Genomic DNA, 26,702 nt, shown 5'->3' with positions numbered 1-26,702 from the left:
TCGACAGCCCGGCTGCGTCGTTAGCTGGTTTCGAGTGTTGCCGTCGTTGAGCCTGACTGACGACGGAAGCGGTGGCCAGGCAGTCCTCCGCGCCGAGCGAGGTGAGCTGAAGCGCGAGGCGCACGCGGAGTTCCGCTCTGCGAAGCGCGCGTTGCTGGTGAGCTGCCGCGTGGGGCCCCGTTGCGTGGGAAGCGTCTTTGATGGTGTCTACAGCGCTGAGCAGGTGGTCGCCGGCGAGGGCGAGGAGCCCGGCGAGCTGGGTGCAGCGGTCTGTGGCCGCGGCTACGTCCGGCAAGTGGTACCACTGCTCCGTGCCGCGATGGAGGTCTCGGAGGGTCAGAGCCTTCTTGGCCAGGTCCGCGGTGGCCTGGACATGCTGCACCAGGGCCCTTACGGGCTCCGGCCCGTGCAGGGGCGTCAAGTCGCTCAAGGCGTCGTAGTAGCGGGTGAAGTCGGCGCCCAAGTAAAGGAGCTGGACCGGGAGGGGCGCTGCAGCGGTTCTCTTCATATTTGCTTTCAGGTGGGCGGAGGCTGCTCCTCGTCGGCTGGATCGCGCGGGCAGGCAGCGGCCAGGCCGGACCGCTGGACCCTGTCGCCTGACGACATCTGTTCGGGGGCTTGCCACAGGAAGCGGCCGACGTTGTCGTTGCCGTTGCCGGCCCGAGGCCGGGAGGGTGTGTGCCACCCGGCTTGGGGCGGGCGGCTGGCGATCACGTGCCAGCCCGCGCCGCGCAGGGAGGCACCGCTTTCGCCCTCTTGGGTATACGTGATCAGGCGTCGGTAGCCGAGGGCCTTCGCCGCGCGCCACGATGCCCCGTAGAGCAGCGAGTTGGTGTTGCGCGTGCCGTCGCTGGCGGTCCGGGTGACCTCAAGGGTGGTGCCGTCGTCGAGGTGGCGGGCCACGGGCCGCCCGACGATGGCGACAGCGCGCAGGACGGCGTTTTCGTCTGCTGCGCCGACGGCGAAGATCTGCCCTGCGGGCGGCGGGTGGTGGCGATGCCAGGTGCGCACGAAGTCCTTGGCCTGGCGTGAGCGGACTGGCACCAGATGCAGCGGGGTGTCGGTCACGCGGCCTTCCCGAAGTCGGACTGCGTCAGCGTGTGCTTGGCGACGGCTCGGGCGGTGATCGCCTGCGACGCGCGGGCGGAGGCAGCGGACAGCTCCTCCGCGCCGGGCTCTCGGTACCACGGTCGAAGATCGAGCATGGCCGCGCGCATTCCGGTGGCGAAGCAGAGCGCGGTTCCCTTAGGCAGTGCGCGGATCGCGTCGGCGGGCAGTATCCGCTCCTGTCGCATCGACACCGACGTGCTCTTGCCGGACTCCGAGTGCGAGGTGGACGTGGTCTCCACGTCGTGGTCGCCGATCAGACGGGACAGCTTGTCGGCGAAGTCGGGGTCATCGATGCCACTGCCGATCACCTTGACGGTGGAAGCGCTCCACAGGGCGTCCATGCCCGCGTCGCCCCACACTTTCTGGCCCTGTCGGTAGGACTGGAGGATGGTGATCGGAATGATCCCGCGGCTGCCGAGGTGGGAGTACAAGTCCGGAAGATCGTTGATTTTGCACACGTTGGCGGCCTCGTCGAGGATCGCCAGCATGGGCGGATCGAGGCGCCCGCCGGCGCGTTCGGCCTGGGCGGTCGCGGCCCGCATCACGGAGTCCGCGCACGCGGCGATCAGCGCCGAGGCTCCGCCTCCGCCGTCCTTGCTGAGCAGGAACAGCGTGTCGGTGGAGGTGACGAACTGCTCCGGCCTGAATTCCGGGACGTCCTTCTGCGGCGTCACCCATGCGGCGATGTCTGCGTTCAGGAGTGCGGAGGCGTACTGCCGGGCGGTCTCGTAGATTCCGTCCCGGGTCTCGGGCGGCCCTTCCACCGTGCCCTTGAGCTGAGCGGCGACGGCGGCGAAGCCGTGGTCGCGGAGGATGTCGAGTGGTGTGCGGTCGGCGGGGAAGGCGAGCCACTGCATGATGTCGGTGATCGGGCGTTCGTCGAGAGCTGCGGCCAGGAGCAGTTGGGAGAGGATGTTGCTGCCGGCCTTCGACCAGAAGTCGCCCTGCTGGGACGCGTCGACGCTTGCGGCGAGGAAGTGTCCGGCGAGTCGGTTGGCTCCGTCCAGGGTTTTCGCGCTGGCGAGGGGGTTCCACCACATCTCGCGGGTGGCGTGCGCGATCTGCTGTGGGTCCATGGTCCATACCGCCCCCGCCCGAGCCCGTGCCTCGTAGGCGGTGGTGAAGGCGTCGCCGGCGGCTTTGTTCGACGTCAGCAGGACCGGGCCGGGGGCGCCGAGCATGGAGGGGATTGCCAAGCTCGTCGTCTTGCCGGACCGGGGGGCCATGATCGCGACGGCGACGTCCTCGAACCCCATGCGGACCTCGAGGCGGCTGCTCTGCAGGTTGCCGAGCAGGATGCCGGTGTCTTTCGCGTCGATGTGCTTGGTGTTCTTCAGGCTGGGGCGCAGGGAGCGGGCCTTGGCGGTGATGGCCTTGGCCATCAGCGGCTCGATGTCTCGGGCCTTGGCCATGTCGGTGATCTTGTTCCGGCCGCCGGTTCGGTTCTTGTGCCGGGCCCACAGGGCGCCCGCCGCTGCCCCGAGGGCGAGGAACAGGGAAACGGGGACGATGCGGGCACCGATCAGCAGGGACGTTTCTCCTGCGGCGGGCCAGACCTGTTCGGGATGGAGCAGCGCCTTGGTCGGTTGGTATGAGGCCCACCCGGTGCCGCTGAGGTAGGCGGTGATGTTGCCGGACAGCCACGCCAGATGGGACAGAGGGATGACGACGGCGAGCACACCGAGGAGGAGGCGCAGGACGACGTCGTATCCGGTGCTGTCGCTGCTGGAGGAGGAAGGTGACAAGGACTACGTACTTCCAGGCGGGGACGGGAAGGTCAGCGGCTGCGGCCGTGCCGGGCCGGCGCGCGCCGTGAAGGGAGGGGGTGCCGTCGGTGCGGTTACTTCCGTGCCGCGGTTCGCCGGGCGGCACCGAGGACCGGTGCGCGGGCTAGGGGTGAAGAAGCTCGGCGGGATGCTGTGTTGATCTCCCGGAGCACTGCACCGTGGGTGGCCCACTCGTCAAGAAGGCTCCACGATTCGGCATGGTGGTCGGCGAGAGCGTCGTCGAATTCGACGGTGCCGGGCCGGGCGCCGATGGGCAGGGCGTCACGCGCCACGAGCCACTGCTCGCGCAGTTCGTCGAGCCGGTCGAGGGCCGACTGCAGCACGCCCAGCTGGTAGATCCAGCGGCCCTGCACCGTGTTCTCCGGCAACTGGACCAACTGCGTCTCGGCGGTCGCCAGCAGATGCCGGGCACCGTGGCGGAACGACTCGAACGCCTCAGCAGTGTCGGCGTCACGCTGGCTCTTGCGCACGCCGTAGGCGTGGTCGTCGTAGGGCCAGCCTTCGAGGTCGGTGTGCTCGTCGGAATAGATGTCCCAGGCATTGAGGATCTTCTGGCTGTCGCGCACAAAGTGGTCGAGACGGCGCAGGAGATCGCGGTGTGCGTGGTGGTCTCGGGCGATGGGTAAGGGTCCTGTCGGTTCAGCGGCGAGGGGCGGCGGGCTGTGTGCTGCTGGCGGCCGCGGGGGGTGGCGCGGGGGGCGTGGGGGGTTTGTTGCGTGCGCGGAGGGCCTTGATACGGGTGATGTGCGCGTCGGCTCTCTGACGAGGGGCGAGGCTGCTGGGCCTGTGGGTCACGTTGTGGATGGCCGTGTGATCGAATGCGCCGCGTTGCAGCGGCGCCGGGTTGGTCAGCGCGGTCATGAAGGCGGTCACGAGATGTTCGGGCGTGCGACCTTGGAAGAAGGCGTGCCAGAGGTGAGTGCTAAGGCCGCCGGCGGCGGGTCGGTCGCGCACGTCGATGTGCCATGCGACGCGCACCTGATCCCGCCACGGCACGGTGCCCACGCCGTTCTCGGATTTGCGCTCCACCCGGCAAACCGGTGGGTCGCTGTATGCGATGCCGCGGCCGTCGATGAGCCAGCCCGCGGCGTCCAGCACGGCCTGCGGGCTCCTCGGTGTGGTGGGCGCCTGGGTCACGAGTGCGTCGGTGAGGCCGGCGAGAACTTCGGCGGGGACGTGCTCGCCGAACTCGGCGTACCAGCCGGGCTCGGCGCCGACGGGCTCCGCCCGCAGCCGCCACCACGCCAAGGTGTGGGACTGCGGATCGAACTGGATCTGATAACGCTGGTCAGGGCTTGCTAGGACGATCTCAGCGCTCAGGGGGTCGGAGATGGGTTTCCATCCGGCGGCGGCCAGGCCGTGGGTGACGTGGCGGGCGTCTCCCGGTCCGGCGAGGTGACGAGGGCTGGTGTCGATGGGGATCTGTTCGGTGAGCTTGTCGGCGAACGCCGCGAGCTGCCGTTCGTTCAGGGGCACTTGGCGCACACCGACTTGCTCGACTGCGCATTGCCGCACTGCTCGCGGCGATCACCCGGCACGCATTTCTCCTGTTCGGCGCGGGCGAGGGCGCGCGTCGAGTCAGCGAAATGGGCAGCAAGATCCATGTGCTCATCGAGGAGGGGCTCGGCGAGCGCGGGGGCTCGTACGGGGGCGGTGTCCTTGAGCAGGTCCTCGGTGAGGTCGGCGAGCGGTTCGGTCGAGGTTCGGGTGGTGTCCGGTGTGAGTGCGGGCATCTGGCTCCTCCGGGTGGACTGATGCGGTCAGCGGCGGGTGCGCACGCCGCCAGACGGGGTGTAGGGACTGGCGTTTCGGGTGCTGGTGCGGGCCCAGATGGCGGCTCGGGCGGCCGTGATGCGGGCCTGTTGCCACGCACCCAGTTGGGCGGGGCTCACGGACACCGACCAGGTGCGGATCTGCGCACTGAGTGGTACGCGTCCGCGGGGGCGCAACACGGGTTCAGGACTGGCCAGTTCAGCGGAGAGGGCCTGCACCAGGTGCAGCGGGATGTTCGGCGTGAAGGTGGCCGTCCATCCGTTGCCCTGCGTGTCCTTCGCTCCGGTCCACCACAGCGCCGTCCCCTCGGGCCCCTGCCGGTACTGCATCCACGCCGTGCCGTCGGGGCTCGTCGCTGTGTAGGTCTGGCCCTCGGAGCGTGCGTGCCATTGCTGCTCCTGCAGCGGGGCCCAGACGTTGGGGGCGTGTGCGAAGCGGGGCTGGGCGAGGGCGTCGGTCAGGCCGGCGACGATCTCCACGGGGGTCTGGGTGCCCAGGTGCGCCGACCACTCACCATTCGTCCCGTCCGCACGGCCGCGGACGGACCAGCCGCCGACGGGGAGGACGTAGGGGTCGTAGGTGATGGGGACGGCGCGGTCCGGGCTCTCCATGTGCAGCGGGCCGCCCCGCTTGGATTTGTCGCGCCAGCCCGAGGCACGCAAGAACTCCGAGACGTGCCGGATGTCGCCGCCGCCCGCCAGAGCGCGAGGCTGGACGAGGTAGTGCTGCTCGGCCTGTTCGCCGGGCGACGCCCAGCCCTGCCGCTGCTTCTTCCTCACCGGTGTCTCCGGACGACGAGCGGTGCGGGGGCCGGGCGTTTGGCCGCCGCAGTAGCGGGCTGGGCGCCGACGCGGTGAAGGGTGTCCTTGTGTTCGTCCAGGTCGAGGACTATGTCGTCGAGTTCATTCGCGGCACGGCCCAGAGCGAGCCATACCTCGGCGGGGAGCGCGCCTCGCTCGGCCTGGTCCTTGGCGAACACGCTGCCGGTGGCGACGAGGTGAGTGACGCCGCCCAGGACCCCGTGGTCAGGGTCGAGCACACGGGCGATCACTTGAGCCGCTTGGGACGGCGGAAGCTGGGAGAGATGGTCGGCGAGTTGGCCGAGCTGGCGGGTGATTTCGTCGGCCAGTCTCACCGGGATGGGGGCGAGGTGGGACATGCTCCTCCGGGGCGGTGGACGGTCAGTGACGGTGACGCTGCCGGATGCGCTGTCTCTCGGCGAGAACGGCCTCCGGGCGGGCGCCGGCCAACGAGGAGGTGTCGTCGGGACCGGTCGGGATGCAGGCGCGTAGGTAGCGGCGGAAGAGGGCCGTGGCGAGGCGGGGCTTGAGCCTGTTGCTGATCGGCGGGGGTGTGCGGATGGCTACGGATTTCTCCGGATCTCGAATGGCTCGGCGGAGCGGTCCCGGCGCGGTGCCAAGACCGCTCGGCCGTCTTATGGGGTTCGGTAGTCGGCGCTGGCTTCGGTGTATGGGCGTCGACGAGGTTGGCTACAGGCCGCCGGGGGTCAACGTCGGCGTCGGCGGCTCGCCGCGGGGGCACAGTTTGGCAGCGGCGAGGTAGGTGCCGGCTGCGGCGCCTGGCTCGCGGCGTGGTTACGGGCGCGGAGGATGGCATGGGTCGCCGCAGTTAGGGAGTCGGCGGTGTCTCCGAGCCGACCGATCGGATCGAGGTCCTCGGAAGGCGTGGGCCCCTGGAGTTCGCCGGCGGTGATCCAGGAGCGGACGATGACCTCTCTGGCCAGAGGCAGTAGGCCGTCTACGGGAGCAGCGACCTCGGTAAGGACCTCCGCCACCTCGCTGCTGGTGGTGGCGACGGTGGCCCGCCCAGCTAGATCCGCGAGGTAACGCAAGGCGGCCTCACGTTCGCCGTCCGGCGGAACCGCCAGCATGTTCAAGGCGGGGTCGAGGTGGACGCTGTGTCCGGCGGCGAGCAGGGCGTGCGAGGCCGCGGTCGCCTTGACGCGCTGTTGCTCGATGGGTAGGCCGTGCGGGAGGCGGTGATAGTCCCCGCGTGGGCCGGGAGCGGAGAGGAAGCCGCCGGTTCGCTGGAGGATAGCCGCGCTCTTTTCGGTGCCGCCGATGGCGACGACCAGGTCGGTGCGCGGGTCCTTGGTGATGGTGACGTACTCCAGCACCCGGAAATCGGGCTCCGCCTGCTTCACCGGGACTGAGTGGCCGCCGTGCGGAGACCGGCTGGAACGGGCGGCACGGATGCGGGCGCGGCGGTGGGCGCGGTGCGGCCAGCGGGATGCTGGAGAGCGGTGCCCAGGCCGAGCGCGTCGAGGTCCGGGCTGATTTCGCGCAGGGAGCGGGCCTGAGCCTGAGTGTCGTCGCCAGGGAGGCGGTGGATGCCGCTGTGCGAGTCGTGGGCGAAGCCGTGGGCCACGAGGACCGCGCTGACATGGGCGTCGCCGGTGACGGTGGCGATGCTGCCGTCCCGTTGCCACGTCAGGATCACCCGGTCGGGCCCTGAGGGCTGTATGCGCTCCAGGGCGTTGTGGCGGACCTGGGTGAGGGCGCTGTCGTAGCGGGTGAGCAGGTCGCTGGTGACCTGCTCGGCGCTCAGGAAGGGATCGTCGGACAGAGCGATGCCGTTGGGCTCGGAGACGGTGCGGTACGCCTCGTCGGGCAGGGTGTCCGGGGCGATTGCAGCGATGAGATAGCCGTCGCGGCCGTCGCGGCGGTCCAGCAGAACGAGCTGTGCGCCGTCCGGTCGGCTCAGGACAGCGGCCTGCTGGAGGGGATGCTGGGCCAGGCAGGCGGCGACCAGGTCCAGGTCCCAGATGCGGTCGGCGAATTCGGCGAGATCGTCCCCGGCGTCGGCCGCCAGGTGGGAGCAGGTCCAGGTGTCGGGCAGTTCGCCGGCGAGAACGTCGGCGTAGGAGGCGAGGCGCTCGGAAGCGGCTTGGTCGTGCATGGGGTCCTTCGGCGAGGTGGAGGTCAGCGGCGCAGACCGGCGGCCAGTGGAGGCGGCGGGACCGGCGGCGTGCGTGGCCTGGGCGGGCAGGCGCACACGGCGGAACGCTCGCGCTCGGTGACGGGCACCTCTTCGGTGCAGATGCTGCGACCGGGGTGCTCAGCGTGCCGGTCGGCGAGATCGTTCCGGGTGCGGGAGAGGTCATTACGGATGACGCGGAGGTGCTCGTCGGCGAGATAGCGCAGCCGCCGTGCGGTACACGGGTCGGCGGCGGTATCGCTCAGGCCGTCATAGAACTCGGCCGTGGCACGCAGGACTTCATCCAGGGCGGCGAGGACGCCGTCGTGGGCGGCGGTGACTTCGGTGAGAGCGTCTCCTGCGTCCTCCGTCGTCACGGCTGCGCGGATCCCCTCGGCGTAGCGAGCGACGGACGCACCCAGCGACGGGTACTGCGGGGGTCGGGCATCGGTGTCGAAGTTCTCGTCGCAGTCGACCTGGTAGCCGACGGCGCGCAGGCGGCCGACGGCATCCTTCGCGAGGTACGCCTCCTCCGCTGTGGTGAGACCGGAGGGGGCGCGGTGATAGGACTCGTGGAGACGGTGGACGTCGACGAAGCCCGCGCGCTGAAGGATGCCGTGCGCTTCGGGGTCACCACCGCGGGCGAGGACTTCGCCGGAATGCGGGGCGCGGCGGATGGTCAGGAAGCGGGAAGAGCGAGACAGGGACGTTTCTCCTACTGCGATCGGTGCGCGGAGGGCCTATCACCAGCCCGGTCGGCAGCGAACGGCGACTGGCGGGACGGGAGAGGTCTTCGAGGTGTTCGGCCCCCTGGGGCAGAAGTCCACCTCTGGTGCTCGGCGTCCAGGACGTATGAGTCGAGGCCCGGCCAGTAAGCGACGACCGTGCACTCGGTCAGCCCTTCCTCCCAGGACACCGGACGGCCCACCGCTTCTTGAAGCGGGCTATGCGGGATAAGGGCCCGTTCGTGAAGGCGGGTGATCACCGGCCACGCCGTGCGTCCGCCACGTGGACCAGCTGGTTGAGAGTCGTGGTGGTGTACCAGCCGAAGTCGATCAGCTCGTCGCTGTCGGCGTGCTTTGGCAGAAGAAGATCCTCCATGGCCCGGACGTGGATCAGGCAGTCCGGGCATTGACGTGAGAGGTGGACCAGGTAGCGGGGATGGGCGGTGACGTAGGACTGGGCGCCGCCGGTCGCATCACGTACCCGCCACCCGTCTTCGCCGGTCGGGGTGTGCCAGGACGGTGCGACCACGCGCACGGCGTCCCCCCAGAGTTCTCCGCCAGCTACGCCCTTAAGGACGATGACGGAGTCGCCAGCCCGGAAGTGGGCGTGCGTGATATCCCGATCAACGGTGAGCGGATCGGCCGGAGTAGCCGGGGGCAACGGCATGCAAGTCCTTCCACGTGAGTGGGGTGGTGGGAGGAACAATGGTCCGGAGAATCGACGGTTTGGCTAACCGGCGATCACCGCCTACGCTCCGAAGCTTCTGCGCGGCGGAGGGGCCGACGCCATGACATGTCTGCCGAGCGGGACGGGACCGTCCGCACCGCCGGGGTGCGGGCACCGGCGGGTGCTGCTGGGACCTGGCAAGAGCGGTGCCGGCACCGGGCATTCCGAACGTTGGAACATCCCGCTCTACCGCAACTGCCACGTGGTTGTTCCTGCCTTCTGCCTTCTGCGTCGTCTCAGCGTGTCCTGCGGATGGCGTCTGTGGCCGCCGTGGCGATGGCGGCGGGGGCGCTGGAGGGCCGGGGCAGGTGGAGCAGGGTGGTCCCCGGCAGGTGCAGGGAGTTCTGGGTGAGGGTGAGCTGGAGTACGGCGCAGCCGGCGGTCGTGAGCTGCTTGACGCGGGTGACGGCTTGAGCGGTTTCGTCGCTGCGGTACCGGGCGTCGGTGACGATCACGAGGAGGCGGCCGGCGCCGGGGCGGCTGAGTTCGAGGCCGTGGTCGAGTGCGTCGATGGCGTCGCCGAGGTTGTGGCTGCCGCCGTTGGCATCGAACTTGGTCACGCGCTCTGGTGCTCGGTTGGTGGGTCGGGTCAGCGCGGTCAGGTGCTGGTCGTAGGCGATGGTGGCGGTGCGGGAGTCGGGGTCGGTCAGGGCTGCTGCGCGTGCCACGATCCAGGCGGCGGACGCGACGGGCGCGCAGGCGGCACGCATGGAGCCGGAGACGTCGACGGCGATCCCCACGCGCAGCGGTGGGGTGGGGGAGTTCCGGCGGCGGGTCTGGGTGAACGGCTCTGCAGTCGGTATCGATCCGGCGGCGCGCTGGGCGTCGCGGGCGAGGGCACGGCCCATGTTGAGGCGGCCGGGCGGGGTGGGGCTGGTGGTCCGCTCCTCGGTCCGCTCGCGGTAGGCGGCGGCACGCAGGGCGCGGCTCAGGCGCGCGGCGGCACTCTGCTCGGCGGCGGTGGGCCTGCGGGTGCCGGTGACCGGGTTGCTGTAGGGCGCCGGTGTGCCGTCGGGGTTGACGGTGGTACCGCGGGTGTTGAAGACGCTCTTGGCGGTGGCGGCGGCTTTGCGCCGCTGGCCGGCCCGCTGGGCGCGGTCCTGAGCCTGCGCCTTGGACTGCGCAGCCAGGGCGTTGGCCGCTGCGTCCTGTGCCGCGAGGTCGGCGGCGTCGGTGGCTGCCGCGCTGTCCATGACGACTCCCACGGCGCCGGACAGCAGGTCGGCGAGGTTCTCCGGCACGGGCAGGGCAGGGGTCGCGATGTCCAGGGCGTCGCACCACTCTTGAGCGTGCGCGAGCATGGCCGTGGCGTCGTGGTCGGCGCACTGGTGGGCTGCGGTCCAGATGCGGGTGAGGGTGGCCAGCAGGTCTGCGCCCAGCACCTGTTCGCACAGATCGGCGACGGCCTGGGTCTCGCCGGCGTCCAGGATGCCGACGTCACGGCGGCCGAGGACCAGGGCCGCCACGGCTGCGGCGTGCTCGATGCCCTGGAGGCTGGGGTGCGCGATGTCGGGCATGACCAGGGTCCGGGCACTGGTGCGCAGGTACGTGCGGTCCGTGGGCCGCGTGATCAGGTGAGCGCCCTCGACACGGCTCTCCTCCAGCAGGAGCGCGGCCTCAACGACACGGGGGCTCGCTCCGGCAGGCTCCGTCCAGACGGAGTGGGCCGCGTGCGCGGCCTCGTGGACGAACACTCCCCAGGCGGCGGGATACCGGTCCTCGTCGCCCACGATCCGCGGATGGATCTCGTGGGGCTTCAGCGGGGCGAACAGGCGGGCGTCGAACTCGACCTCGCCCAGGTCGGGGAAATAGGCGGCTGGTGCGCCGCTGCGCGTGCCGGGGCGGCAGGTGACGAGGAGGTCCTGGCGGCCGGAGAGTTCGACCAGCCGATCGCCGAGTTCGGCTCCCACGCGCAGCCACGCGGCCGGAGAGGAACGGGGCTGCGCGGGCGGGGCGCCGTCGTCGTCCCAGCGCGCGAGGCCGGCGTCGTCATCCGGCGTGGTGGCGGGGGACTGCACGTGGTGGTGGACGCTCATCGCGAGCGGCCCCGGTGCGCGGAGCCGGTGCTGCCCGGGGGCTGCCGGGCGGCCGAGGCGGGGAGCTGCTTGCCGAGGGTGAGGGGCGCGACCTGCTTGACGCCGACAGCCTTGATGACGGCGGCGGCGACGGCGTCGCGATCCTCCACAGGAGCGATGCCGACCAGGTTCGCGAGCGCGGCTTGAGTGCCGAGGACGGCCTCGGTCTTCTGGTAGCTGAGCAGTTCCCGCAGTTGGGGGGCCCAGCCCAGCTCGCCGAGGTCGACCTGGCGGGAGAGGTGTCGGGCGACCCGGACCACCCGGGCATCGATCCTCAGCGCCTTGGCGAGGTCATAGTCCGTTCCGATCTGGATCTGCACGCTGAACCGGGACGACAGCGCCTCCGTCAACACCGCCCCGTGGACGCCGGGATTGTGGCCCGCCACCACGTAGAAGCCCGGCTCGGCCGTGATGGTCTCGCCCTTGTGGGCCTTGACCTGGATCTGCCTGCGCCCGTCCATCGCGGGATACAGCGCCGCCAACACCTTCGGTGAGATCAAGGTGGCATCGTCGATCAGCAGGGCGCGGCCCTCGGTCATCGCGGTGACCAGCGGACCGTACTGGAACACGTAACCTCCACCGTCGGCCTGCGTGTACTCGCCGATCAGGTCGCCGACCGTGGTGTCGCCGTCACCGGCGACGGTGAGCAGGTCCGGGAACGCCGCCTCGACCAGACTCGTTTTGCCGGTGCCCGGAGGGCCGTAGAGCAGCACCGGCACGTCGGCGTCGCGCAAGCGATTCAACGCCTCGACGTCGGGCAGATCGGCCAGCTCCCGGGGGTGGTAGACCTGGCCCCCGGCGCGGCGGATCGGGCCGGTCTGCCGGGGCGTGGCTGCTGCGGGAATGGTTGTGCGGGCCGTGGCCGCCTGGGCGCGGGGAGAGTGGGTGCCCGGTGGGCTGATCACAGCGGTCTGCGCGGCGGCGGTCTTCGCGTTCGCGCGGAACGACGGTTGCCCGCTGCCGCTTTGGTCGGCCTCGCCGCGTCGCACCAGGGTGAGGGCGGCGTTGCGGACGGCGCCGTGGGAGTGGCCCAGCTGCCGGGCCATGTCCCCGATAGTGAGTGCGTCTGCCGGCCGGTCGGCCAGCAAGCGCGCGACCTTGGCCCGTAGTTCACCGCCCTTGGTGCGCGCTGGACTGGCGGGCGGTGCGGGTGTGGTCACAACGTAACTCCTTCAACAGGTGCGGGCGCGGGCAGGGTTGGCGATGCGCTGGAGAGGCTGGCCGCTCTCGGAGCGGACTGTGCCGACATCGGCGACCGGGCCAACCGTGGTCTGCTGCCGGCGCTCACCGGCCGACCGAGGGCTCGGTCCAGGGGCAGGAGGTGGCCGGCGACGTGAAGCTGGCTGGCTGCCTAGCAGGCCCGAGCGTCCGCTCCGTACCGGGTTCCGCTCGGCAGGCGCAGACGGGCGTCTCTTCAAAGCCGTCCTGGAGCAGGATCCGCCGGGCGGCGACGTTGTAGCCGGTGGTGGTGATCTCGCCGGTGATGGCGTGCCGGATCGCCATGAACGGCTCTGGTGCTTCGGGCAAGGCGGATCTCCGATCGGTGGTGGCGGGAAGCGGTGGGGTGTTAGGCGAAGGCGAGGCGGCCCCGGAGCTTCCAGCACAGCAATGGTGCGTGGCTGGACCACGAACACTGGCCAATGACGGCCGACATGCTTCAAGGCGGGCCTCACGCCCCGCAGCTACCTGACTCGCCTTTCCGCACGTTCCGATAGCCGGGTGTACCAACAACGGCCATGGAGCTTTTCCTTGTGGGAGTTGGGTCAATGAGGACAGGAGAAGCCGGAGGCAGGTGATGCCGAAAATCAGCGGGTAGGACCCGCGCCTCGCGGGGGCGCTGTGGAGGGAGGTGCTGGGGGTGGGGGATCGGACGGCGCGGTTGTGGGGAACTGTGGGGAGGCTGCCGTCGCCGCGCGGACCCGAGCGCGCTCCTCGGGCGGGCCACCGGGCAGTGCGGTGCGTGTCGGCGCAGCGGCCGAAAGTCCGTGGGGTGCGACCACTGTGGGCAGGGAGATGGTCGCGTCGACTGCCACCGTCCAGCCGGAACAGTGCAGCTCCCACGCCATGTTCTCCACCACGCGAACGGCCACGCTGTGCGGGGTGCCGCGCGGAAGCACGGAGACGTCGAGTTGTTCCTGGTAGTCGAAGCCGTGTTCGTCCAGCACCTGAGTCAAGTAGTGGGCGGCGTCAGCGTCGTTGACGATGGCCATGACGCCGAGGTCGGGGTGGAGGCCGAAGGCCACGTCGGGCGCGTGCTGTGTCATGGGATGCGTCCCTTTCGGGCGGGTCATCGGGGGCGGGAGAAGGCGATGCGGGGGTCGACCGGCGGGATCGCCGCGGGCTCGACGGGCGCGGGGGCCGGAGCGTTGCCTGGAAGGCCGGTGCGGGCCGGGCTGGTGGCAAGGGCGGCAGCGCTGGTCGAAGGCGGCTGGGCGGCGCGGATCTGGTTCGCGTCGTAGGGGGCGCCGCTACGCGCGAGCACGTCCTGAGCCAGACCTGGGTGCACAGCCACGCGGACATCCGACAGGTGCATCGTCGCGGTGGCCCTTGCCATCTTGGCCAGTGCCTCACTGCGGTTGGTGGTGGCCGGCAGCGTGTAGATGTCCAGGCTCGGGTCCAGCCGCCAGCCGTGCTCCTCCAGGATGAGGGAGCCGAAGCCAAAGGCGTGCTCGTCGGTGGCCGCGACCACACCGAGGTGAGGGTACTCAGCGAACGCGATGTCCGGGGCGCCGCCGGAGCGCAGGCGCTTGAACCGATCCGGGCCGGTGTTCAGCGCGGGATCGAGCGTGGCGTCGACCTCCACTTGGTAGCCGATCCGGCGCAGGAGGGCGACGGCCCGCGCAGTGCGACCGGCCCCGTCCTGGTGCTGATCGCCGAGCGTGTACAAGGTCGGCTGTTCCGGGACGGGCCGGAAGTCGAGCCTCTCCAGCATCCAGGAACTGGTCGCGAGGTTCTTCGGGTTGGCGGCGACGATGCCGTGGTCGGGGTGGTGGCCGAAGGCGAGGTCGGGCAGCACGTCGTAGTGGCTGGGCATGGCAGGTCCGTCCAGGGTGGGCGAGGTCGCAGAGGGAGGCGAGGAGGGGTTCGCTTCTGCCGGTGCGGTGCGCGTGGGACTCCATGGCGGCGGGCGGTCAGCGACCGGGGGCGGACGGGGGGCGCGGGGGCGGCGGCGCGGTGCGCGCGGACGGCTCCGTCGGGAGCACGGCCGGGAGTGCCTGCTTCCCGGCCGACGGCGAAGAGGCCCGAGCGGCGTTCATCCGTGTCGAGGCCGTGGCCTTCCCACCGCTGCCTGGGCCCTATTGGGGTGGACGGTGTGGAGGTCGGCCAGGTCGTTGCGTATCGCCTGCAGCCTGATCGCGTGGGCGTCCAGGTCGGCGGCGATGAGGCTGAGGTGCTTCACATGGCGGTGGTCTGCCGTGTCGGCTCCTCGCTGGGGCCGGTGTCAGAGCCCTGTCGCACGGTGCAGAACCGTCGTGGGCGACTGGCTGGCGGGACTGCCCCGTCCTGCGGTCCGGAAGGGCGTACGGCCATACGAGTGGTGGGGGCGTTTATGTCCTGCTCAGTGCTCGAGGATCAGCGGAAGGGGTTTTCGGTACCGCGCTCGTCCTCGTTGGCGGCGTCGAGGAGTTCAACCAAGTCGGTGCCTTCCGCGTCGCGCTGGTCGATCCACCAGCCGGCGCGGGTGATCGAGCGTGCCTTCTCTTCCAGTTCCGCCCAGTCGCCTTCGTCCCAGGTCCCCTCGATGACGAGCGCGGTGTGGGCAGCGGTCATGAGTTGGTGACGGGAGCGTTCGCCCCAGGCGAGTGCCTTGTCGGGTCCTTCGAGCGGGGGCATGTCGAACTGCGCGGCCCATTCGGCTGCGGCTCGCTGTTCCTCGGCGCGCTTGGTAGCGAGCCATTCCTTCCGGGATGTGGTGTCGGTGTTGCTGGTGGCCTTCCAGCAGTCGGTGCAGTCCCGGTCGGCTAGCCAGCGGGCGAAGCTCGCCCGCCGGTCGGCGGGTCGGTCGGATAGGTCACGGATGTCCTCGTGGCCGCAGGCATGCGTGATGGTCCATTGCGTACGGACGGTGATAGGTCGTTCTCCTGCAAGATCTCGATGGGGGCACTCGGCCCTCGGGCGGGTATCGGAACTGGACTCTGGTGGCCGGGTCAGTGCGGTCCTCGGCCTGGCGGGGAAGGTTTCGGCGAGGATGCTGGTCGAGTGGGCTGTACGGGCTCACGAAGGCGAAGGTCCTCGTCGAGGTCCACCGGGTAGCGAGCGGCGGTCAGCATCTGGGCAGCCCAGGTGGCGTGGGCGTTTTCCCAGTTGCGTCCCATGTCGAAGGGGAGCCTGACCCACTCGCCCCGCAGGGCTGGGTGGATGAGGAACCCGGCCCGGAGCAGGATGGCTTTGACGAAGGGTTCGGATGCGCCCTCGGCTTCGACTTCGCCCCCGGGTCCGCGGGCGATGCGGACAACCGCGCCGGGAGTCATCGGGCCCTCCTTGTGACGGCCTCGGTCGCGCGGGTTGCGGGCACCGGGACGGCCCGCCCCAACGGGGGCTCGGGGGCCGGTGCCGGCCTCGGCGAGTGGGGCCTGACTCCGGCGAGCTGTGCGATTCGTCCGCGCCGTTCCGCCGGCACCAGGGAACGTGTGGGGTCTCCTTCGGCAGGGGTGGCCGGAGCGATGTTTGCATCGAGGTAGACGGCGTACCCCTGGGTACGCAAGGCCTGTGCCGCCTGGTGGGTGCGACGCAGTCCGTCTCGGTCGGGCTCGGTGAGCCGGTACAGGCCCTGCTCGCCAGTGACGGGCTCGAACTGCAGACGCTTCAGGAACCAGTCGCCCAGGTGGGCGGGTATGCGGTGTGTGAAGCCCGCGACCAGGCCGTGGTCGCGGTGGGTGCCGAAGGCGAACTGGGTGTGGGAATCCAAGTAGTTGGTCTCCAGGTGGTTGCGTTGGTGCTGATCAGTGGCGCGAGACAGAGGGTCGGTCCGCGCGGGCGGGCGGAGTGGCTGGGGTCGTGCGGGGCGGCGTACGGCGTGCGGGCCCCAGGACCGGTGCAGGGGCGAGGGGGTTCCAGGCAGCGGGGTGGTCGTTGAAGGCGGTTCGTGCGTCGGTGGCCCACCCCACGATCGGACCGGTGTCCGCGTTCAGAAGGCTGATCACCTCGATGCCCTCCTCGTGCAGGACGTAGCCCCACTGCACGTCTGCCGATTCGACGGTGTCGGCGGTGACCGTCATGCGCACAGGCGGGGAGCCGTCCGGTGTGATCAAGTCGTCGAGCGTGCGGCTGGGCCACTGCTCGCCTCCGGTCAGCGCGGCCATAACCTCGCGCGGGGCCTTGTCCAGGAGGTCGGTGCCCAGCTCGTCCCAGCCCACCGCGACATCGTCGATGAGGTGGCGGGACATGGTTTCCAGGTCGTGCCCGAACCGGAACTGGTAGGCGGCCAGCAGGAGCGGTAGGTGGTGGCTGGGAACCCCGTCATGCTGGACGTAGATTCCGGTGTAGCCCGAGCTGCTGGGACGGGCAATGAATGAACGCGTGGACAGACTGGTCTCCAGAACGAGGGTTCAGTAGGTGCAGGGTGGCCGACGGTGCGTGTCGCGCGGGGGCGAGCGTCGGTGCGGGCGATAGTGCACGGGGCGGCGCTGGCCTTCGGGCCGTGGCTGGTCAGGGACGGCGTCGGGTGGGCTGAGCGCTGGGCCGCTCTGCGCGTGTGTGTTCACTCGGACGGGAGTCTGCGGCCGGTGTGACGGCCTGGGCCGCGCGGCGCAGGCTTCGCTCGGCGGCCTCACGGGCGAGCTGGACCTGCAGTCTGGCTTCCGCTCCTGCGGAGGCACCGGCGGTGCTCTGCGGTTGTCCGGGGAGGTCGGCCAGCCTGTGCGCCGAAGTACTCAGGTGCCCGAGCGCGGTGCCAACGTGTGCGAGGGCCCTGCCCGCTTGGGCCATGTATTTCCGGCCGACGCGGCTGGTGCCGAAGCCGGTGCCGGCGGATTGCCGCAGGTCGGAGACGAGGCCGGCTGCCAGGTTGTGAACAGCGGTGAGTTGGTCGAGAGCGGATGTCAAAGGCTCACCGGCGGCCTCCTCGTCGGAGGACGCGAGGCGGTCAGCAGCTTCTTGACATCGACGGTGCCACAGAACCAGGCGTCTCTGGGCGAAGTCGTCGAGAGGCGGGCTGTTCACCGTGCGCGTCCCCTTCCCGGGCGTGGAAGATCAGCCGTAGGAGCAAGCGCAGCTGGTCCGGGCGTCCTGGACCGCGGGACAGCGGGCGCTACCGGATCGGGCCTTTCGGAGGCGCTGATGTCGGCGTCGTTGACGTCGCCGCAGGTGATGTGGGTCAACCGGACGCCGTTGCCAAGAGGCACACTGGCGCTGACTTCGGCCGACGCGAGGTCGGCGACCTGGGCGTAGGCGTGGTCGAGGTCTCTGGCGTGCAGGGTCATGTGCACGGCGGCGTCCTGGGCGACGGTGAAGGTACCCAGCGGCACATAGGAATTCGGACGTGGAGGGGGCGCGGTCTGGCGCAGTTCTCCGGCCTCGTCGCGTCCGCGGCGCCACGCGGCGCGGACGGCGTCGGAGTACGAGGGATCGGGAGCTGCATCAGTCCGAAGTGCACCGTGCGCGTAGGCGCGGTGTTCCTCGTTCTGGTCGAGGCCCTCGCTCCACTCAGCCCAGGGCCAGTGGCCCTCGAAGGTGTACCGGCCGAGCGCGTCCGGCTGGACAGTCTCCATGAATGCGTCGCCGTTGAAGTCTTCGGTGGCGGTGAAGACGAGCACGTCCCCATCCCACAGAGCGGTCAGACCGCAGGCGTCGTTGTTGAGGTCCTCGACGATCCGTTCTGTGGTCCGCCGGGTGAAGGTGAAGTGGTCGTAGGGGTTCATCCAGGGGCGCTCGGACGCGCTTAGGTATGGCCTGGTCGGCACAGATTCGACGATGAGGAGACGAACGGGCACGGGGTCCTGATCTGCTGGCAGCGATGGACTGGTTGGTTCGGGATCGGGTGCGTGATCGTTGCCCGAGGTGGCAGCGGACAGCTCCGGGGGACGCTCGGAAGCATCGGGCGGCGCGGAGTTACCGTGCACGGGAGGGACGGCTCGCGGGAGTTGGGCGGGGCAGTGCGGCGGCTGTGGGTGGCGACGTGAGCTTGTGGGCCTGTGTGGCGTGGCGGAAGGTGACGCCGATGCCCTGGTCGTTCAGGCTGCGGATCACGCGCTGGAGAAGAAGGGCCCGCTGGGCGCTGCTGTAGGTGGCCGGCAGGACGAACGCGTTGTCCAGTGGGCTGTACAGGAAGGAAGCGGCGAGCAGTACGGAGCGGGCCTCGGCTGGTACGTCCGGTTCGGGGGCACCGACCACGCCGTCCGGATACGAGACGAGCGTGAGCGGCGGGGTGGCCTCGACGGTCTCGGCCCTGATGGATGTTTCTGGGTTGTCGGCGGCGTTGCGGCGAACCTGGTCGAGCGCGTGGGCGTAGCGAGGTAGGACGCGGCGGGCCACAGCAGCGGCGGCTCGGGCGGGATCGTCCGGGACCGCGATCCCGTTCGGTGCGAGCACGTCGGAGGTCTGGTGGAGCTGGAAGCCCCTCGGTTCGAGGGGTGCCACCAGGTACTGGCGGGCGTGGCGCGGGCGGGGCATCACGCAGAGTTGCTGTCCGTCGGGGCCGTCGAGGAGGGAAATGGGCAACTCCCAGTCGAGCAGGGCGGAGTGGGCGGGCCCGTAGTCCCAGAGCCAGTCGGCGATCGGCCACTGGTCCTCGAAGGGCAGCACCGTTCCCAGGTGTATCCGGAGCCAGGGGCCGGGCAGACGTGCCGTGAGGCTGGCGGCGAAGGCGGCAGGGTTGCCGGTCAGTTGGGATTCTCCTCAGTGGGTGGAGCGGTGAGCGTGGTGGCGACGGCGGTGGGTTCTCAGGCGCCGGGGCCTGGCTGGATGGCCTGAGACGCTGTGATTCGGCGACGCGAGGGCGGACGGGGCCGGGTATGCGGCGATGGGGTTCATCGGTGACCGTCCGCAGTGGACGGAGCAGGTTCTCCAGGTCCGTGTCGCCCACCTGGCCGCGGGGGACGTTCGGCGGTGTCAGCGCATATGCCGGAACTGCGTCGGAGGGAGCGCTGGCTGGGGGAGAGACGCCGGGCGGGCGGGAGTGGAGGGGGACCGTGGAATTTGCACTATCGGGCTGAGAGCCCTCATCCGGTCCTCGGCCACGCCCAGGACTTCTACGAGCCCGCGGATTTCGGCCGCTGCGTCGGCGAGGTCGTATGACAGGTCGAAGCCGTCGTCCTGCTCGGCTTCTTTTGCCTTCTCCCCGGCTGCTTCCAAGAAGTCTCCGAGCCGTTCCAGAAGGCCGTTGACGGGATCCGCGATCTGGTGCAGCAGAGCCGCGGCGTCCGTATACGACTCGGTTCCGTTCAGCAGGTCGGTCAGCGCGAGGAGAGCGTCGCCGTAGGTGTAGGCGACGGGTTGGCCCTCCTGGTCCGCGCGGTGTGCGGAGGACTGCGGGTCCAGGGCTGTGTGGGCAGGCGGGGGGAGCGGCCCCGCACCGGGACTGGAGGAGGAGCGGGCGGGCAGCAGCCCCAGCTCGATAAGGCGGCGGTCGATCGCTGCGATGAGGTGCGTGGTACTGCCGCGGTGCTGAGCTTCGGGCCGCACGGGCGCTCCTGGATCGGCAGCGGGAGCCGAGTCGTAGATCACCTCCCGGCGGCGGGTCACGATCCAACCCTCCGGTTCTCCCGAGGAACGTTCGGAGGCCGTCTTCAGCGGTGGGCCGATGACCAGTCGGCTGCCATCGGGGAGGGTGACGCGCACGATGTACGCGTCCAGCGTCTCCGCGATGTCGCACTCCAGTCCGCGCTGCCGCAGGGGCGTGGTGATGTGGGCGTATCTGCGCCACGCTTCCTGCCACCAGGGGGTGTTCACGTGACGGTGATTGGGCAGCGGAGCGAGCGCAGGAGTGCTGTCCGGGCGCGTGGGGTGGTTCAGGGGGTTCCTGTCGGGAGCGGGGGTGTGAGCGTCAGGGCGGGTCAGGGTGTGCCCCTGGAGCGAAAGGGCCTAAGCGGCGGGTTTGGTGCGGCCAGCGTCGAACGCGGCTCTGGTGTTGTGCGGCCTATGACGCCGTCGACGCCGGTGATCACTGCCTCCGTGAGCGTGGCCACGACGGGCAGCTGGGTAGACCGCAAACGTTCTACGGGCTCGATCCCGCCGGAATGAAGAACCGCGTGCACGCCGTTGGCCAGGGCGGCATGACCGTCGTCGGCCGTGTCACCGATGAGAAGGACATCCGACGGTGGAACGTGCAGTGCTGCTAGATGCGCGCGGAGGGCTCCGGCCTTGGTCCCGTCGCCGCCTCGGCGTCCGTCCACCCGGGCGAAGTAGGTGGCGATGTCCAGGCGTTCCACCTCCGCGTGCAGCAGCTTCTGGGGGTAGAGCGACAGAACGGACTGACTGTGTCCGAGGGCTCGAACGCGCGCCAGGAGGTGGTCCGTCCCAGGCCGCAGCCGCGGTGGGCGGGTGGTGAGGAAGGCGGCGAAGTCGGCCTGTGCGTACCGCCATTCCTCGTCGGTGAGTGACCGGCTCAGGAGACGGTCGTAGAACGTCCGGACGGGCAGGATGTGCTGGGCGCGGTAGGTCGGCAGGTCGATGGGGGCGGCTCGGAGGCGTCGCAGCGTGTGGTTCACGGCGTCGAGGAGATCGTCGCGATCGTCCTTGAGGGTGCCGTTCCAGTCCCACACGATGTGAATCTGCCCGGTGCGGGACGCCGGTCGGTGTCGCGGAGGCGTTCGGTGAGCGAGTTCGGCTTCCGGCTTCGGCACCGTACCGAAGTCGAAGTCGTACTCGTCGTCAGCGGAGTCCAGGCCGTGTTCGATCCGGGCTTCGCGGTCGGCGACTTGTGCCATGAGGTCGTCGTGTTCGGCTTGGCACTGCTGGTAGTCGGCCCAGTCGGCGTCGCTGATGTGAGCGGGGCGGTTCAGAATGCTCCTTGGTAGCGCGGAGTTCTTGGCTGGTGTGGTCAGCGGGGGCGACCACCCGGCTGGGGTGGCGGAGGCGCTGGCGGGCCTCCCCTTCGGGTCAGCGTCGCGAGAAGGCCCTGGAAGTCGAGGCGATTGTCGAGTTCCTTGGCCGCGTCGCGCAGGGACTCTGAGGTGCGGCGCAGGTAAGCGCGGGCTGAGGCGTGGTCGATGACCATGCGGCTGGCGAGGTAGCGCCGGTCGGTCGGGGCGGCGGACCGGGGCAGGGCCAGGGCGCACTCGGCGGTCTCGGCGAAGTGCAGTGCTGCGTGGCTCGACATGGTCGCCGCCGTGCCGAGATGCCTCAGAACCGTGCTGCTGGCAGAGGAGGTGTGGTGTGGGCTCCGAGCGAAGTCGGCCGCGAGCCCGAGAACCTCGCGGGACAGGTCCTGCGCGTCGAGGGCGTGCTGGAGCAGCGCGGTGTACGAGGGCGCGTCCGGTATGTGTCCGTTCGCGTCGAGCAGCTCCCACTGCTGAGCGGCTGCGTGGAGTTTGGCCTTCAGCGCGTTCAGCGCAGCGAGAAGGTGGTCGGCCTCGGCGCGCGGTAGGTAGGTCATGTTGGAAGTTGGGCGGCACGGAGCTGCTGGTTCTCAATGCATTCGGGCGTCGGTGTCGAAGAGCTCGAGTTCCTGTGGGTGCAGGAGGTGCTGGACGATGAAGGATCGTCCGGCGACCTTCCACAGGCCGCGTCCTCGGTTGAGGTGGGCGATGGCATCCATCTCGATGGAAGTGAGGCCGAGCAGCGAGGCTGCTGCCTGGAGTTGGTCGGTCTCCTGGCGGTAGACGATGCGCGTGGAGCAGTCGGCGAGGAGGCCCTCGGCGAGGGCGCGGCCCTGTGATCCGGCATCGCCGGCGGTGAGCAGGTCCGACAGTCGGTGGATCACCATCATGTTGGCGATGCCGAGGCCGCGGGAGAGCTTCCACTGGGCCTGCATGCGCTGGAGGAGACCGACGTGGCGCATCAGGCGCCATGCCTCGTCGTAGATGACCCAGCGTCGGCCACCGTGGGGGTCGGCAAGGGCGGACTCCATCCAGGCGGACGCACAGGTCATGGCGAGGACGAGAGCGGTGTCGTCGCCGGAGCCGCCGAGCCGGGACAGGTCGATGCTGAGCATCGGTGCGCTTGGATCGAAGACCACGGTGGAGGGGGCGTCGAACAGGCCGGCCAGATCACCGTGCACGAGGCGGCGCATGGCGTGGGCGAGGTCGCGGGCCGCGTCTGCTATTCGTCCCGCCGTCGTCGCGGCTGCCTCGTCGAGCGTGTGGGGATTGTTCAGGGTGGAGGCGATGTCGCCCAGGAGCGGAGTGTGGCCGGTCTCGGCGGCGCGGGTGACGACGGTGTCCAACGCGATGTCCAGGGCGGTGTGCTCCATGGGCATCAGGTCCCGGCCGAGGACGGTCCGGGCCAGGGAGCCCAGCAGGAGCAACCTCCGTTTGCGGACCTCGCCGGTCCAGTCGGTCTCGGAGATGCCGGCCGGGCGTGGGGCCGCGTCCAGGGGGTTGAGTCTGCCGGGCAACCCGGGCCCGAGGGCCACCGTGGTGCCGCCGAGCGCCCGTGCGACCGACGTCCACTCGCCCTTCGGGTCGCAGGGCACGTAGACGCGGTATCCGAAGGCGACCGAGCGCAGGGCGATGGACTTGGCGAGCGCGCTCTTGCCCTGGCCGATCACCCCTGCCAGGAGAAGGTTCGGGTTGGTGAATCCCTCGATGCGGCCGTACAGCGCGAATGGGTCGTAGACGAAGCTGGCTTGGGCATGGACGTCGGTTCCGACGTAGAGGCCGTCGGCGCCGAAGCCGCCTTCGGCGAGGAACGGGTACGCCGTGGCGGCCACGGCGGTCGTCATGCGGTGGGCGGGCAGCGTGAGCCGGTTGTTGCGGGCTGAGGCGGTGCCTGGCCGTCCGCTCGGCGGGTAGAGCGGGGCGGGGGTTTTGCGCTCGGTGGCGGCGCCCTTCTCCCGGTGGGTCCTGGCTTCGGCTCTCGCCTTGGCGGTCGCCGCGGCGAGTTGACGGCGGGCGGCCTTGCGGGAGGCGCGATCGGTGCTGCGCGGGGTGAACAGCGGGGTGGCGGACGCGCGCCGGGCGGGCCGGTGGCTCATCGGTGGCCCTCGTTTCTGCGGGTGGTGCTCATCGCACGCAGGCCGTGGTGTGCGCGCGGAGGTCGGTGGGGGTGGTCTTGCGGCGGATGCTGTGTCCGGCGGCGAGGTGGCGGTGGCAGATGGTCAGCACGGGCGGCCCCTCCGGCAGCCGTTCCGGACGGCAGCCGCTTGTTCCGGTCTCGTCTGCCGACAGGGTGCCGGGCAGCAGGTGGAAGGCGGTGTGGATTTCGCTGGCGGCCTGCCAGAGGCGGGTGTGAGCGGTGGCCAGGTGACGTCCGGCGGCGGGGTGCGGAGGCCCGGTGGTGTCGGCGATCTGGTTCAGAAGCTGGTGCAGGACGGTGAGGTGGGCGTGCAGCACGTCCAGGTGCTGGCGGTCGGCCGGCTGCGGCGGGTTCGTGTCCGTGGGGGCCAGGGCACGGGCGTGGTGGCGGACTCCGGCGCTGGCGGCGCGGAGGTAGGGGTGGGCGTCGCCGGGAGCGGAAGGCGGTGGGGTCACGGAGGGGCCTTTCGGTCCGGGTGGGTCAGGCGGCGAGGCCGTACTTCACCGGGGTGCTGGTGCGCGCGAGGGGCAGAGCGGCAAGGGTGAAGGCGGGCGGCTGCTGGTAGAGCAGGCGGCGCAGGTCGACTCCGGCGGTGACGGCGGCGGTTTCGATCTGGGCGCAGGCGGCGTCCAGGAGGGCATCGGTCTCGGCGGTGATGGTGACCAGGCCGGTCAGGGCGACGTCTGCGTGTCCGGCGATGAGCTGACGCTCCCGGGCCCGGATGTCGGCGTATTCGGCGGAGTCTTCCTCCCGCTCGACTTGTCCCCGGCGGACACGCTCGTTGGCGTCGGCGATGATCGCGGACTTTGTGCGCTGCACGTCCCGCAGCGCGGACTCGAGTTTCTGTGGGGCGTAGGTGAGGGAGAGGCTGCGCCGTACTCCGGCCGTGAACATCAGCCCGTGCAGGAAGTGGGCCCCTGTCTCGGTGCGGGGCCAGTTCTCCACCCAGTACGTGGCGTGTCGGGCGCTGTCGGTCGCGAGGCGGTCGTATTCCTCGAACTGGACGACGGGGCCGGCGGCGGCGGGGTCCGCTTCGGCGCGGCCGGTCTCGGACCACTGCTGGAGGGCGGCGAGGGCTTTGGGGTCGTAGGCAGTGCGGATCACGGCGGCGATCTCCCGCGCGGTGAGCCAGCCGGTGACCGTGAGTCCGGCGTTGCGGGCTGCCTGGGCGATGGACGCGGTGGTCTGCTCCATGACGGTGAAGGCGCCGCCGAGGCCGCCGCCGGCCTGGTTGATGAGGCGCTTGGCGGCCTTCATGTCGAGGGAGATGGCGAGGTAGGTCTCGTGCGGGGCGGCAGCGGGCCCGGCGGAGGCGACCAGTTCGGAGTAGATCTGCCCGGCGACCGGGGTCTGGGGCTGCCCGTTTCGGGCCCAGTGCCGGGCGAGGGTGTCGCCGCTGTCGGGGACGGTGCGTTCCAGCACCTGCACGCTGGCGATGTGGCCGGTGCGGGCGATGCTGGCGAGTGTGCGTCCCCACTGGCTGACGTTGTGGTTCTGGGTGGCGGGGTCGAGGAGGGCGAACGCGCGGGAGGTGACGCGGGCGACGGCGGTCAGGGTCTGCTGGTGCGGGTCGTGTACGGCCGCGGCCTGGGTGGCGGAGTCGCCGGGGGTGACCACCGTGAGGGAGGCGGCGGTGCCGGGCAGGTGGAGGACGCCGTCCTGCCGGGGCCGGGTGAGCGGCTGGGCGAGCCACAGGGTCTGGCCGGTGCGGCGGCGTTGGGCGTAGCGGGCGGTGATCGGCGCCCAGTCGATCAGGGAGCGGCCGTGCCGGCGGATCGCCACGAGTACGCCCACCGCTGCCCATAGCGGGGTCAGGGCGATGGCGCCGAGCAGCCCGGTGGTGACGACCGTCATCAGCAGCAGCGTCACCGCGGAGGAGACGAGGACGAGCTGGGGCAGGGAGAGGCCGAGGAGGATGCGGCGGCGGGACCGGTGGGGGAATTTCACCGTGACCGGGGGGACGGAGGGATCAGTCAAGGGGCGGGTCCAGAAGGCGGGGGTGGACCGGGGGCGGGAGGCGGTAAGTGCTCCCGCCCCCGGTTGTCGGGCGAAGGGTCAGAGGCCGGCGGGGGGCGGCGGTCCGGCCGCACCGCTGGCGGCATCCTGCGGACGGGAGGACGGGGCCTGCGGGGGCGGGGTGGTGGTCGGCGGCACGGACTGCCATCCGCCGCCGGGGCCGGACGCGGCGTGCGCGCCGGTTCCGCCCGGCCCAGCTGCACCGCCGGGCTGGCCACCGGTGTTCTCGGACGCGGTCGCCGGGGGAGTCGGGACCGCCTTGTTGAGGCCGGAGCTGACGGCGTGGCTGCCGGGCGAGCCGCTCGTGCCGGTGTCGTGAGGGTCTTCGGAGCCGCTTGTGCTGCCGCCGGTCGGGCTGGTGGCGATATCGCCGGGGAACCCTCCGCCCGCGGGATCGGGGCCGTGCGGGACTGCGCCCGATGCCGCTGCCGCGCCACCGGTTCCGGCGGTGGCTGCTGCCGCGGCTGCCTTGCGGACACCCTTCTCGGCGTGTGCCCTGGCGATCTGGGTTCCGGCGCCACCGGCACGGTGGATGGACTCGCCGTCCGTTGTATCCGCCGCCCAGTGCACGAACTTGAAGACCGCGTACGGGCAGAGCATCACCAACACCATGATCACGATGCCGGACATGACGTCGGCGAGGGCGGCGGTGCCGTCCTTGGCCTCGGTTCTGCCAATGGCGGCGACGCCGAGCACGAAGATCACGGTCATCAGCAGCTTGGAGACGACGAGGGTGGCGGTGGCTTCGATCCAGCCCTTGCGCCAGCGGCGCGCGACCTCCCAGCCGCCGCCGGCGGAGGCGAAGATCGCCAAGGTGACCATGACGAGGATGCCCACCTTGCGGACCATCATCACGCACCAGAAGAGGAAGGCGCCAATGGCAGCGGCGAGTCCGGCGACGACCGGGACGAGCCAGCCCAGTCCGGACAGGGACGCGAGCTGGTTGACCCGCACGACGCGGCGTACGGCTGACTCGATGGACAGGTGCGCGGTGGCGAGCAGGCCGTCGCTGACGGCGTCGACCACCTCGATGGCGACCGTGGTCAGAGAGATGGCGCAGAACGCGAACAGGACACCGGAGGCGGTGCCGGTGAAGGCCCCGATCAGGGCTTGTCCGTCGCGCCGGACGGCAGCCCGGACGAGCTGCGCGCAGAATGTGGCGACGAGCAGTACCAGGCCGAGAGGCAGCAACGTCTCGTAGTTGTCGCGGAACCAGGCTGCGTTCAGGTCGACACGGGTCGTGCTGTCCACGGCCTTGGCGGCCAGGTCGGCTGCCGCGACCGCGAGTTCACCTGCGGACTTGGCCAGCCAGTCACCGATGGCCTGGCCCGGGTTGGACGCGAAGTCGACCGCGTCACCGACGGTGCACAGCTTGTCGGCCAGGGGGAAATCGCAAAAACCCAAGGGGAGTTGTCCCTCCTTTCTTCACTAAGGCGGG

Annotated in this window: 27 protein-coding genes; all 27 read right to left on the bottom strand. The window is 70.5% G+C overall.

Annotated features, from left to right (window positions below; translation table 11 throughout):
- Window positions 1-516: 516 nt before the first annotated feature.
- Window positions 517-1,068, bottom strand: a complete 552-nt coding sequence (locus ABZ898_RS04375) for an XF1762 family protein (RefSeq protein WP_361652632.1) — start codon at window positions 1,066-1,068, stop codon at window positions 517-519.
- Window positions 1,065-2,855: a TraM recognition domain-containing protein gene (locus ABZ898_RS04370; RefSeq protein WP_361652630.1), complete on the bottom strand. Its 1,791-nt coding sequence runs from the start codon at window positions 2,853-2,855 to the stop codon at window positions 1,065-1,067. Before ABZ898_RS04370 ends, ABZ898_RS04375 begins: the two co-directional genes overlap by 4 nt.
- A 95-nt stretch (window positions 2,856-2,950) precedes the next feature.
- The gene (locus ABZ898_RS04365) at window positions 2,951-3,463 is read right to left on the bottom strand and encodes a hypothetical protein (protein ID WP_361652628.1); all 513 of its coding nucleotides are present in this window, start codon (window positions 3,461-3,463) and stop codon (window positions 2,951-2,953) included.
- Between the two features lie 73 nt (window positions 3,464-3,536).
- Window positions 3,537-4,373 (bottom strand): DUF317 domain-containing protein, encoded by an 837-nt coding sequence (locus ABZ898_RS04360; protein WP_361652626.1) that lies wholly within the window; start codon window positions 4,371-4,373, stop codon window positions 3,537-3,539.
- Window positions 4,364-4,630, bottom strand: a complete 267-nt coding sequence (locus tag ABZ898_RS04355; RefSeq protein ID WP_361652624.1) for a hypothetical protein — start codon at window positions 4,628-4,630, stop codon at window positions 4,364-4,366. The genes ABZ898_RS04360 and ABZ898_RS04355 overlap by 10 nt, the downstream gene beginning before the upstream one ends.
- Window positions 4,631-4,657: 27 nt before the next feature.
- A complete protein-coding gene (locus ABZ898_RS04350) occupies window positions 4,658-5,449 on the bottom strand; it encodes a DUF317 domain-containing protein (RefSeq protein WP_361652622.1) in 792 nt (263 codons plus the stop codon).
- Window positions 5,446-5,829, bottom strand: a complete 384-nt coding sequence (locus ABZ898_RS04345; protein WP_361652620.1) for a hypothetical protein — start codon at window positions 5,827-5,829, stop codon at window positions 5,446-5,448. The genes ABZ898_RS04350 and ABZ898_RS04345 overlap by 4 nt, the downstream gene beginning before the upstream one ends.
- Window positions 5,830-6,177: 348 nt before the next feature.
- Window positions 6,178-6,834 carry a hypothetical protein gene (locus tag ABZ898_RS04340; protein ID WP_361652618.1) on the bottom strand — a complete coding sequence of 219 codons (657 nt, stop codon included), beginning with the start codon at window positions 6,832-6,834 and terminating at the stop codon, window positions 6,178-6,180.
- Window positions 6,831-7,589: a hypothetical protein gene (locus ABZ898_RS04335; protein ID WP_361652617.1), complete on the bottom strand. Its 759-nt coding sequence runs from the start codon at window positions 7,587-7,589 to the stop codon at window positions 6,831-6,833. The genes ABZ898_RS04340 and ABZ898_RS04335 overlap by 4 nt, the downstream gene beginning before the upstream one ends.
- A 23-nt stretch (window positions 7,590-7,612) precedes the next feature.
- The gene (locus tag ABZ898_RS04330; RefSeq protein WP_361652615.1) at window positions 7,613-7,984 is read right to left on the bottom strand and encodes a hypothetical protein; all 372 of its coding nucleotides are present in this window, start codon (window positions 7,982-7,984) and stop codon (window positions 7,613-7,615) included.
- A 604-nt stretch (window positions 7,985-8,588) separates the two neighbouring features.
- On the bottom strand, window positions 8,589-8,999 hold the full coding sequence (locus tag ABZ898_RS04325) for a hypothetical protein (protein ID WP_361652613.1): 411 nt from the start codon (window positions 8,997-8,999) through the stop codon (window positions 8,589-8,591).
- 296 nt (window positions 9,000-9,295) lie between these two features.
- The gene (locus tag ABZ898_RS04320) at window positions 9,296-11,095 is read right to left on the bottom strand and encodes a hypothetical protein (RefSeq protein WP_361652611.1); all 1,800 of its coding nucleotides are present in this window, start codon (window positions 11,093-11,095) and stop codon (window positions 9,296-9,298) included.
- Window positions 11,092-12,180, bottom strand: a complete 1,089-nt coding sequence (locus ABZ898_RS04315) for an AAA family ATPase (RefSeq protein WP_361653112.1) — start codon at window positions 12,178-12,180, stop codon at window positions 11,092-11,094. The genes ABZ898_RS04320 and ABZ898_RS04315 overlap by 4 nt, the downstream gene beginning before the upstream one ends.
- 238 nt (window positions 12,181-12,418) lie before the next feature.
- Window positions 12,419-12,637: a hypothetical protein gene (locus ABZ898_RS04310; protein WP_361653110.1), complete on the bottom strand. Its 219-nt coding sequence runs from the start codon at window positions 12,635-12,637 to the stop codon at window positions 12,419-12,421.
- 302 nt (window positions 12,638-12,939) lie between these two features.
- Window positions 12,940-13,398, bottom strand: a complete 459-nt coding sequence (locus tag ABZ898_RS04305; protein ID WP_361652609.1) for a hypothetical protein — start codon at window positions 13,396-13,398, stop codon at window positions 12,940-12,942.
- A 23-nt stretch (window positions 13,399-13,421) separates the two neighbouring features.
- Window positions 13,422-14,168 (bottom strand): hypothetical protein, encoded by a 747-nt coding sequence (locus tag ABZ898_RS04300; RefSeq protein WP_361652607.1) that lies wholly within the window; start codon window positions 14,166-14,168, stop codon window positions 13,422-13,424.
- 539 nt (window positions 14,169-14,707) lie between these two features.
- Window positions 14,708-15,205 carry a hypothetical protein gene (locus ABZ898_RS04295; RefSeq protein ID WP_361653108.1) on the bottom strand — a complete coding sequence of 166 codons (498 nt, stop codon included), beginning with the start codon at window positions 15,203-15,205 and terminating at the stop codon, window positions 14,708-14,710.
- 872 nt (window positions 15,206-16,077) lie between these two features.
- Window positions 16,078-16,521, bottom strand: a complete 444-nt coding sequence (locus ABZ898_RS04290; protein WP_361652605.1) for a hypothetical protein — start codon at window positions 16,519-16,521, stop codon at window positions 16,078-16,080.
- A gap of 771 nt (window positions 16,522-17,292) precedes the next feature.
- Window positions 17,293-17,994 carry a hypothetical protein gene (locus tag ABZ898_RS04285; RefSeq protein WP_361652603.1) on the bottom strand — a complete coding sequence of 234 codons (702 nt, stop codon included), beginning with the start codon at window positions 17,992-17,994 and terminating at the stop codon, window positions 17,293-17,295.
- A 190-nt stretch (window positions 17,995-18,184) separates the two neighbouring features.
- Window positions 18,185-18,877: a hypothetical protein gene (locus ABZ898_RS04280; RefSeq protein WP_361652601.1), complete on the bottom strand. Its 693-nt coding sequence runs from the start codon at window positions 18,875-18,877 to the stop codon at window positions 18,185-18,187.
- A gap of 306 nt (window positions 18,878-19,183) precedes the next feature.
- A complete protein-coding gene (locus ABZ898_RS04275) occupies window positions 19,184-20,023 on the bottom strand; it encodes a hypothetical protein (RefSeq protein WP_361652599.1) in 840 nt (279 codons plus the stop codon).
- A gap of 104 nt (window positions 20,024-20,127) precedes the next feature.
- Entirely contained in the window at window positions 20,128-21,000 is an 873-nt protein-coding gene (locus tag ABZ898_RS04270) for an HAD hydrolase-like protein (RefSeq protein ID WP_361652597.1), read from the bottom strand.
- Between the two features lie 113 nt (window positions 21,001-21,113).
- A complete protein-coding gene (locus ABZ898_RS04265) occupies window positions 21,114-21,668 on the bottom strand; it encodes a hypothetical protein (RefSeq protein ID WP_361652595.1) in 555 nt (184 codons plus the stop codon).
- A 33-nt stretch (window positions 21,669-21,701) separates the two neighbouring features.
- Window positions 21,702-23,207, bottom strand: a complete 1,506-nt coding sequence (locus ABZ898_RS04260) for an ATP-binding protein (protein ID WP_361652593.1) — start codon at window positions 23,205-23,207, stop codon at window positions 21,702-21,704.
- 28 nt (window positions 23,208-23,235) lie between these two features.
- On the bottom strand, window positions 23,236-23,703 hold the full coding sequence (locus tag ABZ898_RS04255) for a DUF6238 family protein (RefSeq protein WP_361652591.1): 468 nt from the start codon (window positions 23,701-23,703) through the stop codon (window positions 23,236-23,238).
- A gap of 25 nt (window positions 23,704-23,728) precedes the next feature.
- Window positions 23,729-25,225, bottom strand: a complete 1,497-nt coding sequence (locus ABZ898_RS04250; protein ID WP_361652589.1) for an SCO6880 family protein — start codon at window positions 25,223-25,225, stop codon at window positions 23,729-23,731.
- Between the two features lie 78 nt (window positions 25,226-25,303).
- Window positions 25,304-26,668 (bottom strand): ATP-binding protein, encoded by a 1,365-nt coding sequence (locus ABZ898_RS04245; protein WP_361652587.1) that lies wholly within the window; start codon window positions 26,666-26,668, stop codon window positions 25,304-25,306.
- Window positions 26,669-26,702: the final 34 nt, after the last annotated feature.

The organism is Streptomyces sp. NPDC046860 (genome assembly GCF_040645115.1).
GTDB lineage: Bacteria > Actinomycetota > Actinomycetes > Streptomycetales > Streptomycetaceae > Streptomyces.
The sequence above is the reverse complement of the archived record's forward strand: the minus strand, read 5'-3'. Positions and strand labels throughout refer to the sequence as shown.